Here is a 17,893-nt window from a genome sequence, read left to right as displayed (position 1 = left end):
AATTGCAAAGTATTTGGATTGTAAAGAGTGTGTGGGAAAGCACTTAAATAAGGAGAAACTATGTTGTTGAACCGTTGTTTGAACACCTTTTTAAAGGGCTTATTTAGCAACGAGCTAGAAATCCGCACAATGATGTTCATCTATAGGGTGAACTTCAGCGCTACCCTATAGGATTATCCATACGCTCTTTAGCTTGATTTAGCGCAGCACTCACGGCTGGCGGCCAAAGCCAAGAGTTTAAGGCTGGCAGAATAGTAGTCTTCGTTAGACTCTAATGATTCCGAAACTTGCCACATATCTCCGGTGGCTAAATATCTCACAGCGCGCATTCCTGGCGACAGCGGATATTCCGCCACCACGTGAGTGCCTATATCAACCCATGCAGGCGTATTTGCAGCCGGCAGCGTTCCCCAGTAGTCGGTAAATATCGTGTTTTGCGGCAGCTTCTTGCTATACCAGTTGAGGTATAGCGGAATACGCACCGCATCGTAGCTGAAGCGGGCGGGCCATCCTTCCGCCGGAGATAGTTTTCCGTCCTTTTGCATTGCTACCCAATCCGTTGGTAATCGATATTCGCCAAAACGCATATCGGCTAACAGCACTAATCCATCGTCGATTAATGTTTTCCATTGCTGGCTATGTGAGTAGTGATAGAAATCGTTCCACGCAGGGAAGATAAAATACGATGGATTAAGGTTGATATAGTTTGGGTGTTTAAAACCATCAACGCCCGGCAGCATAACGTGTTTATCAGACCACGTAACGATAGCGGAACGTAATAATGAACGCTGGATGTTTTCAGACGCCAGTAAATAATCGTGATTATTCCAATGCTGCCCCGCACGTAATAACGCCCAGCCAATCAGAACGTCACCATCGGTCGCATCATTACGATCGCTTACCTGATGCTTTTGCGGATCATAGCGCCAAGAAAATAAGCTATTATCCTGGCGCTGCAAATGAGATTTAGTCCAATTCCATAGCTGGTCAAAGGTTTCTTTATCATCATAAACATCCGCTAAAATCATTCCATATCCCTGACCTTCAGAATGACTAATTTGATTGTTGCCATTATCAACAACGCGCCCTTCCGGCAAAATAAAATGCTGTTTATATTCGCTCCAGCCCAAGCTTTCAGCCTGCGTTTGCCACGTTATTAAACACAGCAATAATAGACTAACTCTCGTCCAGTTAATTCTCTTCATTATTCTTTATCCTTATATTGGCACCTGAAATTTAAAGCGTTTTCACCGCCATACGTTAGAAAGGTGACAAATTCGCTCATGGCACCCTGAGTTTGCATCCACGTTGTCCAACATCCTTCAAGCACAGCGGAGAAACCGGCCAGCCACAGCTCGGGATCGTCAGCTTCAGTGGCATAGGGCCACGCTTGATGGCGTAAATTAATACCCTGTTCATCGGCATCAATATTCACGATGCCCCAGCCGAAGTGACTCAATACCGCATTGGCACCGTCTTCAAGCTCACCCAGTGTCTGCACGTCGCCAAGCGGAAATCGGCGCGCGAGATTCTCGCCAATCATATGCAGAAAAGCCCTGCCATCTTCGCTTTCCGCAGTTTGTAATATGCCGGAGAAAAACAATGCGCTCAGATCCTGCCACCCCGCCACGTACTGCTGTTGGCGATGATATTTTCTCAGCACCGGATTTATGGTCAGATTAGTCATCGTGTTAATTGTCCAGAAGATATTTAAAGTAGAGTTGAGCCGTTGCTTCCGAATATTCACCCACAGTGTCATAACCAACCTGACCACCCACGGATAATTGCGGGCTAAACTTATAATTACCTTGCAGCTTGGTGTTATAACTTACGCCAGTACTATTCTTAGCCGCATAATGTGATTCTCTGCCATAGCCCTCATCCACCAGCCAATCGAGATTATTTTGCCAATCTGGGCGCGTAGGGAAATAATCACTTTGCTTCTGTGAATAAGATTGATAGCCAACGGAACCCGATAATTTATAGTCCCAGTTCCCTGCATTTCGGCTGTATTCAATTGGAAGTGAAATACTGATGTAATCCTGTGGACTAAAATAACCACCTTGACCAAAACTGAAATTACTTAAGTTTTTGGAGAAATTCATATAGTCAGCGTTAACGCCGACTTTGAGTTCACGGTCGTCTAAATGCAGCGGACGGAAGTAGATCCCCGCGTTGCCAATGACCGCACTATTATCAGCGACGTTGTTACCTTGATACTGATAATAGGACGCGCCACCATAGGCACCGGCCTGTCCATCGTCATAGCTTAGGCTTACGCCGCCACCGGTCTTCGTGACCGCACCCCAAGATTTTCCGCTGTATTTATCCTTTGCCCCAACGTAAGACAGCAGACTATCAGTCACCGCTCGACGTTCAACGTTCATCGTCATCTGCGTGTTGCCCGCAATGGTAGGCGACCAACGCAGCCCACCTAATAGACGGTTGGAATCTTGCCCCAACGGCGTCGTTCCGATATCCGCCTGATAGTTGTCGCCCGACAACGAAAGTGCTATTTCAGCCCCGCTGCGTCGCTGTGAACCAGTGGAGTTAGCGGTGAAATCATCTGGCCCATATTGCTTAGGTTGAATGATCTGTTGTTGAGCCAAATTGTAGGCATCTTGCGCATCGGTTTCTTCGCGCATCGCAATTTCACAGGAGGCTGATGTTGGATCCTGACAGGCTTTAATTCTGGCCGCAGACTTATCCGCCAAGGCTTTCCGTGCAGCATTCGCGGCGTCGACCGACTCTCCTGACGCTTTGAGTGATTCCTGCGTAGCTTTCCACGCGGCCGTAGCCTGCTGTAAAGCACCGGTACCAAAGCGGTTATTTGACTGCCCTGATGAGCTTCCAGCATTGAGCATCACCGGAGTCACTGAGAATTTAAGCCGAGACTCCCAGAACGGTACCGTTGAAAAGGCCAGCGAAGTTTTCGTTTCAGTCAATGCACCTAATCCACTTTCGCCATCGCGGCTACGCAGGCTGACCGCAGACTCCGTCCAAGAGGCCAACTTTTCGCGCATTTCATCCAGCAGTTTGCTGACCTGCACAATAGTTTGCGTGGACTTCACCGCTCCTTGCCCATTTGCAGAGAAAGACGTCCGAACCTGCCGCTGCCACGGCAGTTGACCGTCATCTCTGAAAGCATCACTAACGGGAGTTTCATCCACAAATGGATTATCGGCTATTGGCAAACCGTTTATCGTAGCGTTCGAACCGTGAGTACCGTCGGAGAGCCCTTGCAGCTGGCTTTTAGCCTTGCGCAGCAAGGCGAGCGCGGTGCGAGAATCCCCGTTGCTGCGCGCAACTCTGGCCGCTAGCAGCAGATGTTCTGGCGTATTATCGTCGGGCAGTTGGCTGAACAACTGCGTGGCCTGCTGCTTATCACCTTCGGCTAAGGCTAGATTGATAGCACCAATTCGAGCCTCTTTGTTTTGGCTATTTCGTCCCAAAATATGCTGGTAGATCTGGCGAGATTCATTGAACATTTTGCCCGATTGGTAAACGCGAGCCATCGCCAACATCAATCCGGTGTTATTTGGATCGTCATGAAGTTTCACGATCAGCAGATCCCATGCGCGAGAATATTGCCCCTCTTCACGCAGACGATCGACTTCCCTGATGGTGGTTCCTGACTTCAGGCGCTCGATATCGGTCGCAGAACTGCGCGACAACACCAGCGGATTAGACATCCACGCATCCGCTTCTTGGGTTAATCCAGCCTTATTCAGCACGTCAATTTGCTGAGCATAGTCACCCGCCGAGCCTTTTACCCCTAACCGCATATTGCGTTGAACTACGCTAACGGCCTGTTTTGTCTGTCCAGTTTGATAAAGACTCGCAGCCAGATGTCCTGCATCCGAAGGCGAGCTGATATCAAGCTGGCTCAACGGCAGTAACAAAGCGGCTGCGCCAGCGTTGTCGCCCTGAGCCAGTCGTGAATCGGCCTGAGCCAAATCCTGATTGAACGCCGCGCGTCGACGTAGTGCTTTGATGTCCGCGTTCCAGTGATTGCGCGGTATCCGGTCGATTTGGCTTATCGCGCTATCCCAGTGCTGGTTTTCAGCCTGATAGAGCGCGAAAACATAAATCCCGTCGTTGGTTTGGCTCTGAAGCGCCGGCGCGAGAACTTGTTCAGCCTGTGCCGCATCGCCTTGTTTTTTCAGCGCTCTAGCCAGATCGAGACGAACCCACACGTTCATTGGCTGTTTAGCCATCGCCTGACGAAGTAGACGTTCTGCCTGCAAAGTATCCCCTGCCTGCATCGCACGGGTTGCTTCGTGGCGTAATGGATCTACGCTTACCGGCCCCTGCTCGGCTAGCTGATGCTGGAATGAAGCCGGCATTGATTTCATCAGTTCAAGCGCTTCATCAGACTTATTTTCTGCTTTCAGCACGTAGTAGAGCGATTTCTGAATATCAGGCGTCGAGGCACCGGCGCTCAGCGCCCGATATGCCTGCTCGGCTCCCGCTAAATCGCCTTTACGGCGCAAAATGTCGGCGCGAAAAAGCGCCACCGCCATTTTCTCATCGCCGCTGCTGCTTAAAAGCGGTTCGCTGGCCGCCAATGCTCCGTTCCAATCTGACTGGCGAGCCAGATCTTTAGCCGCATCTAACTTGAGATAAAACTGGGACTTATTGGCCAAATCTTGCCATTTGGCGCTATCTGCCCCTTTTTCCGCCGCCGCGCGATTGAGATAATCCAGCGCCTGAGCAAATTTGCCCTGACGCATAGCGATAATCCCCAATCCTCCGATCGCATTGCTGTTATGTGGATCTTCATCAAGCACGCGCTGAAACTCCGCGCTGGCGTCTTTTAAATCGCCTTTATTAACGGTGTCAAAACCGCTGGCAACTTGATTACCGGTGACATTATTAGAGAAATGTTGAGCAAGCTCCACGTCATCAGGATGCCCTTGCTGATAGGCCTCATACAGCTCACGATCCGCCGCTTTGGGGTGTAACCACAGCAGCGCCTGACGCAAGGCTTTATCCGCTTCGGGCGACGAAGCCCCTAACGAACTCAGGATAGCTATCCCGTCCCGACGGCTTGACTCTTGATAGGTCAGGATCTGCCCTAATGCCAGCGCGGTTTTCCTGTCGTTCGGTGCGTTTTGATACCTTTGTTGCAGCGCCTGAATAGCCTCTTCGCGACGTTCTGGAATAGCTGCCAACGTCTGATAATATTCATTTTCCAGCGAAGATACCGGCATCCCCTCTTTGAAGAGCGCCTCATAAGCCGCTGCCGCACCGGTAGGATTTCCACTGCGGGCCAAACGTCTGGCATCTTCTAACTTGGTAGGCGCGATTTTCATTGCGGTGGTTTCACCATCCAGATCCTGTAACCGCCCGCTGTCTGGACTCACCTGCTGAAGCTGCTGCTTCCATTTCGATGATTCAGTTTTATTCCCTTGCTGCAGTGAATAAAGTGCCAGCAAATACAATGCTTCAGCGTTATTTGGATCGACGCTGAGGACTTTTTTCAACACGCTTTTGGCATCGTCAGGATGCCCGCGCTCATGCCAATACTGCGCCTGATTAAATAATTGGCTGAGAACAGCACTGTTCTCTCCACCGGCCGCTGAAGCTAACCAAGGCAAGGATAATAAGCATATCCCCGTCAATCCCAGTCGCTGTAAGGGCAATCTGGCTTTATTGTTTTTCATAATGATTCCGTCAGATATTACATTCGCGGGTGATGCCCTAGCGGCGGTGTCCAATAAAATTCTTCAGACGTTGTTCAGCCTGATTTTTGAGATAGGCGTATGCCAGTAGCCCCATAGCGCCTGCTAACAAGGCACAAATCAGCCCCAACACCACAATGTGCTGGTTGGCATACCAGATAATTTGCAGATACCACGGCATTTGCCCCGAGACATAGTGAGGGCCAACGGTCCAACTGTGGACGCCATCGGTTTTGTCGATAATCGCAATATCGCCGCGAATGCCAGCATTGATGGTTGGGTTACGTAGATCGGCTGGAAGCAGCGCTAACTGTTCGTCCTGCGTAGCGGTCGCAATGACCACGCTGCGCGCCTTATCCCACGGTGATTGATAGCTAATAAAGCCGCGCCACTCTCCTGCGTATGAAAGATAACGGTTTGCGCTTTTGCCATCGCGCCCCCAATCTCCTTTTAAGAAGGCCAGCGCCTGCTGCCAGTAATTTATTGGGCGTAATAGAAGCTGTCCTTCTTGAGTTTCAAACGGACTTTTCGCTAGCAATGTCTGTAACAGAGAGCGCTGGCTCATGGTGGCAACTACCAGCAGATCCTTGCCTTTGAGCAAACGGGGATTTTGATGCAGAACTTTGTCGCCGAGGTAAATCTGCATGCCGTGGGTCGTTACACCGGTCGCGTTACCGCTACGCGCCATGAGCGTCATCAGCGTGCTTATTTCAGTTTCTTGCGGATGTTCGGCGAGCAAAACAGCGGTCTGGGCTAAATCTGCCTGACGAGAGAAAGGAAAACTGGCACCGATGAAATAAGACAGATTAGGCAATTCGCTAAAATGCCAGGTATGGCTAAGATCGATGGTCGAATCAGGGCTAATAAAGCTTTTAATTGTGTTGTCACTTAATACCTGACACGGTGCATCTGGCTTCGGTTTTACCGAGAACCAAAACTCAAACTGATTATCGCCATAGATTTGATATGGCTGGATATGCAGCGTTTTTTGCTCCTGACGCGAATAGCCTCCCAAGGTATGCCATAGGGTTTCTATGGCCCCCGATTTATTCACCGGTAGCGTTCGCAGAAAGTGGCCGTTGAGAGATATGCCCAGCAGTGAGTGCGCTTCATCAAGCCACTCATTCGACGGGAAGTGATAGCCCATCGAAATGGGTATCGTGCTTCCTTCCCACATGAAAAGATCGGGCGCGGCGCGAAATGCCACACGAATGTTTTCATGGTTTATGCCACGAACCACCAGTTTGCTGTCGTCCTTCATCAGGCTACTCAGCGTTACTGGACGCTCGGTATTCACCCAGCGAGGCGCATCATAAGGCACACGTGCGGGAATTTTATGTTGGGCAATCTTTTCCAACAGAGCCCCTGCTGGCAACGTGTTGTGAGTCAGCGCGTAGGCGGCGCTCAAAAACTCATTTTTATTGTGCCCACTCACGACCAACAGTTTAGACACGGGATTGTTTGGATTATCGGTAATCCACAGTGACGCGCCCGCATGTTCTGGGATAGTAAAATCACCGATAGTGGCGCCTGCATGCGCAAATACAATGGAGCTACTTTCAGGCAAGCGTCCTAACGACACCGGAATATCAACGCCTTTATAATCAGCATGATAGCCAAGATAGCCGCTGACTACCGCAGCAGCAGTGAGAGCATCAGCGTCAGGTGTCGCAGTAAATACCATCCCAACTTGGCTGCGGCCCATCTCATAGGTGTCAAGAAACGGCCAAGGAAACCGAGACAAGGTGGGCGCAATATTTAAGCGCAGTCCCTCATAATCGATCTGGCTATCGGGCATCACCTGTAGTTGATAACGTACATCACTTTTACTTCGCACTGCAACGCCTTACTGTTGTCCAACGTGATGCTGAGATTATTCACGGAAACCAGCATCGGAGCCGGTATTTCAAGATTAAAGCTGTTGATATCATCCACGGCCTGACTCAGCGGCAGTTGCCCCATATCTTGGCCATTCAGCATCAGATTTAAATAGTGCTGACCATCGACTAACTCATTGGACACTTTAATTTTCAGCAGCAGGTGAGCGCTGGTGATAACCCTGTCACCGGGTAAAGTGAACGTGAAGCCGCTTTGTGTCTGATGCCCATCGATTTTCAATCCATCAATAATGCCCGCATCACGCAATGATAACGTTCCATGGATTTTGGTTTGTTCTAACGCCTTTGCCGCCTCGGCTGACGGCTCTGCCTCTGTCTCTTCTACGCCTTCTGGAGCCGACGGCTCATCTGGCGTAGCCAACTGCTCATCCGGCGTAGCCAATGCAGCAGGCTGGCTGTCGGCGATAACCGGTGATGCTTCCAGCTCCGGCTTATTCTCCGGCGCAGTTTCCGCAGGGCGAGGCAAGGATAGCGCCAAAAATGAATCATTTTCCGAAGCAGATAGTTCAGACGTGAGCGGCTGAGCAAAGGCATTCAGCGCAAAGAAGCTGCTGATAATTACTAATAATCTCAGGCGATTCTGTGAATGTCGCATAGCGGCCATTGAAATCATCATGCCGACACCTCTGAATGACCCTGTTGTTTTGTCATTTGTGGCTTCGTCGCGTGCTGTTTAGCCAGCTCTTTTTCCGCCCGTTTACGCTGGCGACCACGCCAGAAAATGCCCCACAGGCGAGCAGCGCTGCTGATCACCCCTTTCATAGAGTGCGATAGTCGATCCGGCGCGTGTGGCGTTTCCAACCACGCATCGGCACGAGCCAAGACAACGCGCACCAGCTCTCGGCGCTTATGCAAACCAACATCACCAAATTGCAGACGCAGGCTGTGGTCATTACTGAAGACTTTCACCGCAGGAATACAAACTTCAGAATTATTCAGCAGAAGTTCAACTGCCTCGACATCGTGGTCTTTTAACGCTGGCGACGGGTTCACCAACTGAACGCCGCCCATGGAGAGATCGCGGGTTTCAGTTCTGATGCTGGCACCATTGGAAAAATGCACCACGGCGGGGATCTTGATATCGATACGAATGCTTTTGCGTACCTGTTTGGATTCGTTGGCGACCGCAATCGATGCTAATAGGATCAACAAGCTATAAATAGCCCATGCCACGTTCAGCAGCAGCACATAGGGTTCAATACCCAGCGATTTGAGGGAGAAAAACCGCGCTAAACCAGCAATGACACCGCAGAAAACCAGCACCGCAGTTATGATATGCGGCATCACGATATGCTTATCAAAGTATTCCTGATCCAGCGTATCGCCTTTGTCCGTCACGTTAAACTTGCCGCGACGTGGTGAAATCAGCGTAAGCAGCGTGGGAATAACCAAGTGGAAACACATCACGGTTTCATACACTTCGCCCCAGAAGGAGAAGCGATAACGCCCGTTCAAGCGAGAGTTAAGCACGGTTGCCATCACCAAATGAGGTAATGAATAGGCGAAGATCATGCTGGCAGAAGAGGCAATAATGTTCTGATTTAGCAATAAATACGCCAGTGGTGCAGTGAGGAAAGCGATACGCGGCAAACCATACTGGAAATGCAGAATGGCGTTGAGATAGCACAACCGCTGTTGCCATTTAAGTCCACGACCAAACAGCGGGTTATCTAAACGCAGGATTTGCGTCATCCCTCGTGCCCAGCGCGTTCTTTGAATAACATGCAGAGTTAATCGCTCAGTAGCCAAACCGGCAGACAAGCGCAATCCAAGGAAGGCAGAACCCCAGCCCAAACGCTGCATTTTCAGTGCGGTATGCGCATCCTCAGTAACGGTTTCAACCGCAAACCCACCGATTTCTTCAAGCGCTTCACGGCGGATAACCGCACAAGAACCACAGAAAAACGTCGCATTCCAATTGTCATTGCCCTTTTGCACGGGGCCATAAAACAGCATCCCTTCGTTAGGAGCATCGTTGGCGGCAGGCAGATTCCGTTCAAACGGATCTTTAGAATAGAAATAGTGCGGCGTTTGAATCAGAGCCAGTTTTTTATCTCGCAGAAAACTTCCCACTGTCGCTTGTAAGAAGCCGCGCGTTGCTACGTGATCGCAGTCAAAAATGCAGATTAATTCGCCGTGGGTTTTCGCCATGGCTTTATTCAGATTCCCCGCTTTCGCGTGAGCATTATCAGAACGCGTGATGTAGCCAACGTTGGCTTCGGCGGCGAAAACCGCAAATTCGCTGCGTTTGCCGTCGTCGAGAATATAAATTTTGAGCTTATCCGCTGGGTAATCAATACATTGGGCAGCCAGCACCGTATCGCGCACAATATCGAGGCTTTCATTGTAGGTAGGAACATAGACATCTACCGTTGGCCATAGCGACATATCGTCTGGTAACGGCTCAATTTGACGCTCTAAAGGCCAAATGGTTTGCATGTAGCCGAGCACCATAATCAGCCAGGCATAAATCTCAGCAACAAAAAGCCCCCATCCGAGCACGGCCTCAATCCAAGAATTAAACGACAAGGTTGAAGTCGCCCGCCAGTAGATATACCGCGTTGCCATCAGTAGAGATAACACCACTAACGTGGTGGAGATTTTCTTATTCTGGCTACGCCCTAAAATAAACAGCACACCGATCATCATTAGGCCAAAGATAAACTGCTTATGCGCAGACATCGGCGTAAAAATGATAAGAACGGATATAGGTAACAGTATCAGCAATGATAATAGTGAAATCAGAGTGCGTTTCATGGGCGATTACCGGTCAATTTCAACATGGCACCGTTCTCACCCACGGTGATATCTAGCAGTGCAGAGATTTTTTGTTCAATTGAATCAATATCGAACAGCGCCGCCGATGAAGGACGATATTCCCGCAGTTGTTTTTGACTGGTTAGCGCAGCGGAAACAGAGCTATCACGATGAATATTGCCAAGCAGCCTATCGCTTAAGGTTTGCTTGAAATAAATTTCAATATCATGGCTCATTTCATAACGAGAATCGGTCTGGTTAAGCACATAGTATTGGCTACCATTTTTATTCAGCGGCATATCTAGAAAACGATTATCTTCAAGCTTACTTAACAGCGCGGGAGATATTCCATCAGGCTGAAGCATAACAATATGCATATCGACTAAGGGTTGTATTTGGCGCAGTGCCATATGCGGCCCGCTCGGCATATCCACGATTACCACTAAACCAGGAAATAGGTTTAATTTTTCTAAGCCACGTACGACTAAAGCAGGATCTTGATGAAGCAGAAATTCAAAATGATTATGCTGTTGAAACGTTGCATCACCATAAGGCAATAAATATAAATTCGTGCCGACTTTATGAATATATTGAGTCCAGTCTGGCTCATTGCCAATATTGGACACAAACCCCTGAACAACACCATCGCCGATATTAAAATGCAGTAACAATGAATTCTGCACATTAAGATCAATCAGTAAAACCTTATTTCCTCGGTGAGCATAGGCACTTGCCAAATTGACTGCCAAACTCGAACGACCGCTTCCGCCCTGAGGAGAACAAATACAAATCATTGGCATGATGCAATCCTATCGAAGAGTGTTTTAAGTGATAATTCACGCTGTTCATCAGCACGAACAGTATGATTTGAGATTTTCTTAGCGCGTGAATTAAAAAGCGCTTCAAAACGCTGCTTTTTATCCTCACCGAATTCAGGGGTTATATATTGAGATGAAATAACAGGCTGACGAGCAGTGTTCTCTGAGATAAAGTGCGGCCTCTCCTCAAACTGAGAAGGTATTCCGTTATCCGTATGCTCTCCAGCGGAGATAGAAACTTTTGCCGTTGGAGTCGGTGTCGAATACGTTTTAATTTTAGTTGTATTCGTTTTCTCTTTAATCGTCGATTTAGCCGTTACATCTGAAAAATCAGACAGGCCAACGGTTGAAATAATAGAAGAGTGAAATTCACTCTCATTTTTTAATTTTTCAATAATAGCCCACGGGGTCAGTAAATTTTCTACATTATATTCAGATAATACTTTGTAGTTACTTAACCCCGTTTTTTCCTTAAAGCCTTTGATATCATCCAAGCTTTTCATCAATAAACCTCAAAATAATCATGTTAGAAAAACAGCAAAATGAAGATGTTCGCCATTAATAAACACAGAGAACGATGAGCTTTATCACATGGCTAGCCATCACGAAGGATGGCAGCTCGCGCCGGACGGCTCTGCGTGAAAATCGCTCAAGCAATAGACTAGTTGCGCTCGGTTAAAAATAGAATATTTTCATTAAAATCAGAAAAACAAAGAATAAAAATCCACGGCTTATGGCATTTATAGATTTTTAGTTCACTACTCTGACATTGAAAAATTCAAAGGATGCATATGAACCCGCTGAAAATCTCAGGTCTAGGCAAATTTACTGGTTAGCCACGCATGAAATAGTGGGCCAATATCAGGATGAGCCATTGCGCTTTCAACAAATGTTTGGGCATATCCCAGTTTATTTCCGCAATCATAGTAGCTCCCCACCATGGCGTAAGCGGCAACTGGTTGTGATTCCATTAACGTACTGATTGCATCTGTTAACTGAACTTCACCACCGGCACCACACGGCGTACTGGCTAATATTGGCCAAATTTCAGGGGGGAGAATATAACGCCCTACAATCGATAAGTTAGAAGGCGCACTATCTCTAGCTGGTTTCTCAACTACCCGTTTAATAAGAACGCTTTCGCCTGGATTAGCTTCAACGCCTTGACAATCAACAATGCCATAATTAGAGACATCCTCTTCGGGTACAGGGGAAACCATTACTTGGCTAATAGACGTGCTTTCATAGCGCTGTATCATCGAGGCTAAATTATTGCTTTTATTTTCCACGCCATGAAGATTATCCATAATGACATCCGGTAATAACACCGCAAATGGTTGCTCCCCCACTAATGATTGGGCGCACAGTACCGCATGACCTAATCCTTGTGCTGCGCCTTGCCTTACCAAAACAATAGAAACATCAGCAGGACAAATTGCTCTAACTTCATCAAGCAATTGATGTTTATTTTTAGAGTCCAATGTCGATTCAAGCTCAAAATTTTTATCAAAATGGTTTTCAATTGCATTTTTTGAACTATGCGTAACTAAAATAATTTCTTTAATTCCAGCAGCAACACATTCATCAACAATTAATTGAATTAACGGTCGATCAACTAAAGGTAACATTTCTTTAGGAATTGCCTTGGTTGCTGGGAGCATACGCGTCCCTAATCCAGCCACAGGGATAATGACTTTTTTAATTACGCTCACTGTATACCTCAAAAATGAATATTTGTTTAAGATAAAAACCGGGTCAAGAATAACGATAATAAAACACCATCATAAAATTAATGATGATTGAGTAACGCATCTGGCCACTGGTCAAACGGTACAGGACGTGAGAAATAGTATCCCTGAGCTTTCTCACAGCCCATAGTTTGCAGCTTATCCGCAACCTCTTTGGTCTCAACGCCTTCGGCGATAAGCGGCACATTAAACCCTTTAGCCAGCAATATCACAGCCGAAATAATGGATTCATTTTTCTTGTTATTCAGCACATCCATAACGAAATTACGGTCTATTTTTAACGCATCAAACTCAAGCTTGTGTAGATAAGACAGGCTTGAGAAACCTGAGCCAAAATCATCAATAGAAACACTCACGCCCGCAGTACGCAAAACAGCCAAGGTCGATTTAAGCAGTTCGTCGCCCTTAATCATGCTTGTCTCGGTAATTTCGATACAGATATTACGTGGCGACAATCCAGCTTTTTCGATAGTTGTCAGAATATATTCACAAAAATCGGGCTGGGCCAGTTCAATAATAGAAACGTTAATATGTAGCTTGAAGTTGCTAGAGCAAAAGTTATGTGCAATGCGCGATGCCAGCTCCTGGCATGCCTCGGCGATAATCCATCGCCCCAGTTGAATGATAAAACCAGACTCTTCCGCAACCTGAATAAACTGATCGGGCCTAACCATTCCTAATGCGGGATTTTCCCAACGAATCAAGCACTCAGCTTCTCTTACTTCTGGATCACCTAACGTAATAATCGGCTGATAAACAAGGTAAAGTTCGTTATTGGGGATGGCGCCATACAGATGGTTCAATATGTTAATGTTTTTCAGTGCGAGCTCACGTAAAGAATCGTCATAGACTCGCGCATTCCCATTTTCTTGATGAAGAGCAGCCTGCTGTGCAATATTTGCGCTGATAATCAATGTTTCGAGCAGATCGCCTTCGGCGCAGGAAACAATGCCAACGTACCCCATGAATACGTGCATGCTATTCACATACTCGCTCTCGGCTGCCTGCATAAGGTTCATTAACCGATGAATATTTTCACTGATATCTTTCTCGCTGGAACCTGGGCAACAAATAATTAAACGCTCAATAGAATCGCGCGCCACGATGGCGTTACTTGGGAAATATTGATAAAGAAAGTTAATAAATGACTCGAGATAGCTAATGGCATAGCCATTGCCAAGGTTGTTTATCATCGTCTGTAGATTACTGAGCGTAACCACACCGACTACGCCACGGAACGATGAAGATATTATTTTATGTTCGGCCAGCAACCCTTTACGGGTGAGCAGCCCAGTTTCGCTATCGATATTAATTTGATTTTCTAGGCGTGCAAAAGCCGTATCCAGATCGCCTGCCATTCTATTGAGTGCGTTATCGAGCGTCGTTATCTCTTTAAATGACCAGCTGTAGTTTCTGTCAATTTTTCGTCTTAAGGCGATATCAGGTGCCTGTTCAGCAATTTTACGTAACGGGTTAACAACAACAGAAAGAATACGATGTGATAAAAAACAGCCTAATAACAATACAATTCCAGCGATCAGCAATGTCATATCACGATATTTAGACAGCTTACCGGTTAACTCATTCTCTGAAACCAGCACCACCATTTTCCAGCCTTTTAGGTTGAGCGAATCTCCAACCTGAATAACCTTGCTGAAATAACGAGTACCGGAGATATCAATCCGATTAATACTGGTATTGTTATCGCGAACATATTGAGCCGTGGCTTTAACCACCGCCTCTGAACTGTCTTTTACATTCGGAAGGTCGGCTCCACTTTGCTCGGCTAAGCCTTGGCTCCGTTTCCCCTGAAGCAACTCTGGCGCTGAAGCGGCAATAATCTGTTCTTTATCATTAACCAGATAGATTAGGCTATGTTCTGTCGCTGTCAGATTGGCTAAAAATCGGTTAAGACGGCTCAAGCGCAAATCGCTTGAAATAACACCGATATAATGACCGTGTTTATCTGAAACGGGAGAGCTAAAGGAAATGCTTACCCCTGATTCTGAATTAACATCTCGGTATGCATTGCTCCACATAGAACGTCGAGAGGCATTAACAGCACTAAACCAAGGTCGGCCAAAAAGATTATAATCATCAACGCTATAGAGCACTGGACTCTCACTGGTTCCATCTTTATAGAACAGCAATTTATTGTGAGTCTCATGATTCTTTTTAATTTGGAACGTCCAGTTCGTCTCAAGATCGCGTCCAAATCCAATGTAATTCCCTTGAACGCTACCAAAGGCGATTGAGCTAAGCAGAGACTCTTTGGAGAAAGTCTGAGTCATCACTTTATACAAATAACCTTCGATCTGCTGGAAAGTGAGATCCCAGTTATCAGTATCTAGCGTTTTGATAAAAATGGCTGCAATAGAGTTTGCTTGCTGAGGAATATGAATATAGTAATTAAGCGCATTACTTACGGCCTCACCGCGAGTATCAATAATGCGCTCACTCATAACATTCAACGTCTCATTTTCACGATAGAATTGAATGTACATGACACTCAAAATCATAATTAATGAAAAGATGAAGAAGACAATAAAAATAGCGGTTCTCAGCGAGAGTCTAATTTTATTCAGGATCATTTTTACTTATCTCCTCCGAACGAAATCGTATTTTTTCCTTTCTTCTTCGACTTATACAGATTTTGGTCCGCAATATTCATCGCCAATTCGACATTCCCATGACATTTAGCCATGCCAATAGAGAGTGATGGCGTAAATGTTCCGCCATCAGGCAATTCAAGCGCCTGTTCGTTAATGGTATCTAGCAAACGTTGAGCTGCTCTTTGTGCGCCAACTTCGTCGGTTTTAAACAAGAAGATTGAAAACTCATCGCCGCCCATGCGAACCACGATATCGTGATCGCGAAGATGCTCTTTCATGCGATAGGTACATTGCTGCAAGACCGTATCACCAAATGCGTGGCCCCAAGTATCATTAACCGTTTTAAAGTTATCCACATCAATGGCCAAAATATAGCAAATACCCTCAGTTTCACGAATGCGTGGCAAATAGCGACGGTTATAGACACCCGTGAGTGGGTCAATCATGTAGTTACCACGCAGCTTGCGCAGAGAATAAAAATAGTAGATTGATTGAATGCAACGCAACAGCGCCATCAGCGTTGGGATCAAAATAAGAATGATCAATTGTCGGTTATACGTTGCTTTGGTTTGGTCTAATAAGTTCTTTGCCAACTCAGGAAAGCGATTATTATCAATAGCAATATCATGATAAATTTGACGAGCATCCTGATCGCGTGCTTTGAGATAAATATTCTCTGCAAAATGCTCTTCTTCAAACTTTACTGCATCCGAAATTTTTGAGTTAAAAATATCACTGACATAGGTTTTATAAATCCCAGCGACATTTTTTTGATATGACTCATCTTTTTCTACACGTGAATAAATGATATCGTTTATTTTAGTCAAATATTCAGACTTCATGATTGAAATACTGAGAACGCCCTCTAGGTCTGAGTTCATTTTATCAATTTTGTAGTAGAACATAACAAAACAGATCAAACTCACTACCAGCGAAGCTATAGTGATGAAATGATGAAAGTTGGTTGAACGTGTAGAAATGTCGTCACTGAGCTTCATAGGCGCTTATTCAAATACCATGGAAAATCGATTGTCATTAGGGTTCAGCATCCCTCCGTGGCGGCGTACTAAAATGCGTAGCGGCTAATACTGTTTCGTCATCCAATGGATATATGTATCCTTTGCGTTGGCCGCATTCCGGCATCCGTTCACAAAGAAAGACACAGTATTTCCTAGCTGACAAAAGAATAGCAGCCAAGACCTCCAATGGTAATTTATACTTAAAATCACGCAAAACTCAGAGTAAAAATAAACAAAAAAGCTTAACTTATAGGTTTTTATCTCGCGTTTTTGTATTGATGTAACTTTATACAAAAACAAACCTTGATGTAAGATGGCGAATCTCGAATGGAAACAGCAAGAGTGAATGTGGAAAAGCATACTGCCAGTAGTCAGATGAATGGCTATTGATAACCAAGGCCGCCCACAGATAGGAAAACAAAGAATTAAAACCTATACATTAAGCTCCAGACAGACAATGTTATCAAATAAATTAGTTTTATAGTTATAAACACCGACATAAAGCCAAGCATGTTAGCATAAATACTACAAACCAAATCAGACATTAAGACCTAAGAATAATCCGTATGGAAAATGTTATTACCAACAATAGTTTTCTACGTTTAGCCTTAGAGGAGATCATCATTTTCACCTCTGCTGAACTCAAGGAGAAGAAAATAGCAATTATTGATATTGATATTAATGATACCTACGGTGTCAATTTGTCATCAATAAAAAGTGCCGACAAATGTATTATCCTTTGTGCTAAAAAAGTATTTTTACTCTTGAGACTATTTACTGAATGCATCAATGGAAATGTATTTTGGGTTGATAAAAATGATTCTATCGACAAGATAAAGTATCGATTATCTAGTCTAATTCATTCACGACTGTCTGATAACACATCGATTAGATCGGCGACTTACCTCACGAGCATGGAGTCAAAAATCCTATATTTCACAATGCATGGAATGACGAATATTCAAAGCGCAAAAATACTTAAAACTGGGGCGAAAATAATTAGTTCACATAAGCGAAACATTATGATCAAAGTAGGTGCGAAAAGTAAACAAGAGTTGTATTACCTTGCAAAGCCGATATACACAGGCGGTCTATTCAAATAATAAATATACAATTAAATTCTGAAGTCGAGTAGCGGATAAGGAGATCATCGTTTCATTCATAATCAAAACTTATACTAAAAAATCATCTTCATCTGGATTTTATTAAATGGATGATGTTCTTTTGCATCTAAATCGTTCACTACCTCGCTATTTAAAATAATAGGATGTGCAGTGCATACAGATACAACGCATGAAAAATCCGAAAATATGTAAAGATGAGGCTATTACATTTAAAAACATTGCTCGTTTTTGTG

The 17,893-nt window shown here is 45.6% G+C and carries 12 protein-coding genes; 1 reads left to right on the top strand and 11 read right to left on the bottom strand.

Going from position 1 to position 17,893, the window contains the following annotated elements; all coding sequences use genetic code 11:
* Positions 1-188: 188 nt before the first annotated feature.
* From CPY98_RS03655 to CPY98_RS03605, 11 genes are all read right to left on the bottom strand, one after another.
* Positions 189-1,205 carry a glycosyl hydrolase family 8 gene (locus CPY98_RS03655; RefSeq protein ID WP_096386396.1) on the bottom strand — a complete coding sequence of 339 codons (1,017 nt, stop codon included), beginning with the start codon at positions 1,203-1,205 and terminating at the stop codon, positions 189-191.
* On the bottom strand, positions 1,205-1,687 hold the full coding sequence (gene bcsD, locus CPY98_RS03650) for a cellulose biosynthesis protein BcsD (RefSeq protein WP_025801599.1): 483 nt from the start codon (positions 1,685-1,687) through the stop codon (positions 1,205-1,207). Before bcsD ends, CPY98_RS03655 begins: the two co-directional genes overlap by 1 nt.
* 4 nt (positions 1,688-1,691) lie before the next feature.
* Entirely contained in the window at positions 1,692-5,666 is a 3,975-nt protein-coding gene (locus tag CPY98_RS03645; protein ID WP_096386394.1) for a cellulose biosynthesis protein BcsC, read from the bottom strand.
* Positions 5,667-5,703: 37 nt separating this feature from the next.
* Entirely contained in the window at positions 5,704-7,521 is a 1,818-nt protein-coding gene (gene bcsB, locus CPY98_RS03640) for a cellulose biosynthesis cyclic di-GMP-binding regulatory protein BcsB (protein WP_157743834.1), read from the bottom strand.
* On the bottom strand, positions 7,482-8,198 hold the full coding sequence (locus tag CPY98_RS03635; protein ID WP_096386389.1) for a cellulose biosynthesis cyclic di-GMP-binding regulatory protein BcsB: 717 nt from the start codon (positions 8,196-8,198) through the stop codon (positions 7,482-7,484). The genes bcsB and CPY98_RS03635 overlap by 40 nt, the downstream gene beginning before the upstream one ends.
* Positions 8,195-10,339, bottom strand: a complete 2,145-nt coding sequence (gene bcsA, locus CPY98_RS03630; protein ID WP_052959214.1) for a UDP-forming cellulose synthase catalytic subunit — start codon at positions 10,337-10,339, stop codon at positions 8,195-8,197. The genes CPY98_RS03635 and bcsA overlap by 4 nt, the downstream gene beginning before the upstream one ends.
* Entirely contained in the window at positions 10,336-11,139 is an 804-nt protein-coding gene (locus tag CPY98_RS03625) for a cellulose synthase operon protein YhjQ/BcsQ (protein ID WP_096386386.1), read from the bottom strand. Before CPY98_RS03625 ends, bcsA begins: the two co-directional genes overlap by 4 nt.
* Positions 11,130-11,660, bottom strand: a complete 531-nt coding sequence (locus CPY98_RS03620) for a hypothetical protein (RefSeq protein ID WP_096386384.1) — start codon at positions 11,658-11,660, stop codon at positions 11,130-11,132. The genes CPY98_RS03625 and CPY98_RS03620 overlap by 10 nt, the downstream gene beginning before the upstream one ends.
* Positions 11,661-11,972: 312 nt before the next feature.
* Positions 11,973-12,881 (bottom strand): UTP--glucose-1-phosphate uridylyltransferase GalU, encoded by a 909-nt coding sequence (galU, locus tag CPY98_RS03615; protein WP_369828282.1) that lies wholly within the window; start codon positions 12,879-12,881, stop codon positions 11,973-11,975.
* Between the two features lie 65 nt (positions 12,882-12,946).
* Positions 12,947-15,367, bottom strand: a complete 2,421-nt coding sequence (locus CPY98_RS03610; RefSeq protein ID WP_172863832.1) for an EAL domain-containing protein — start codon at positions 15,365-15,367, stop codon at positions 12,947-12,949.
* 131 nt (positions 15,368-15,498) lie between these two features.
* Positions 15,499-16,515, bottom strand: a complete 1,017-nt coding sequence (locus CPY98_RS03605) for a GGDEF domain-containing protein (protein ID WP_025801605.1) — start codon at positions 16,513-16,515, stop codon at positions 15,499-15,501.
* Between the two features lie 587 nt (positions 16,516-17,102).
* Between CPY98_RS03605 and CPY98_RS03600 the strand changes: the two genes are divergently transcribed.
* Entirely contained in the window at positions 17,103-17,639 is a 537-nt protein-coding gene (locus tag CPY98_RS03600) for a helix-turn-helix transcriptional regulator (RefSeq protein WP_043490985.1), read from the top strand.
* The last annotated feature ends 254 nt before the right edge of the window (positions 17,640-17,893 follow it).

Source organism: Hafnia sp. CBA7124, assembly GCF_002355555.1.
Lineage (GTDB): Bacteria > Pseudomonadota > Gammaproteobacteria > Enterobacterales > Enterobacteriaceae > Hafnia > Hafnia alvei.
The sequence above is the reverse complement of the archived record's forward strand: the minus strand, read 5'-3'. Positions and strand labels throughout refer to the sequence as shown.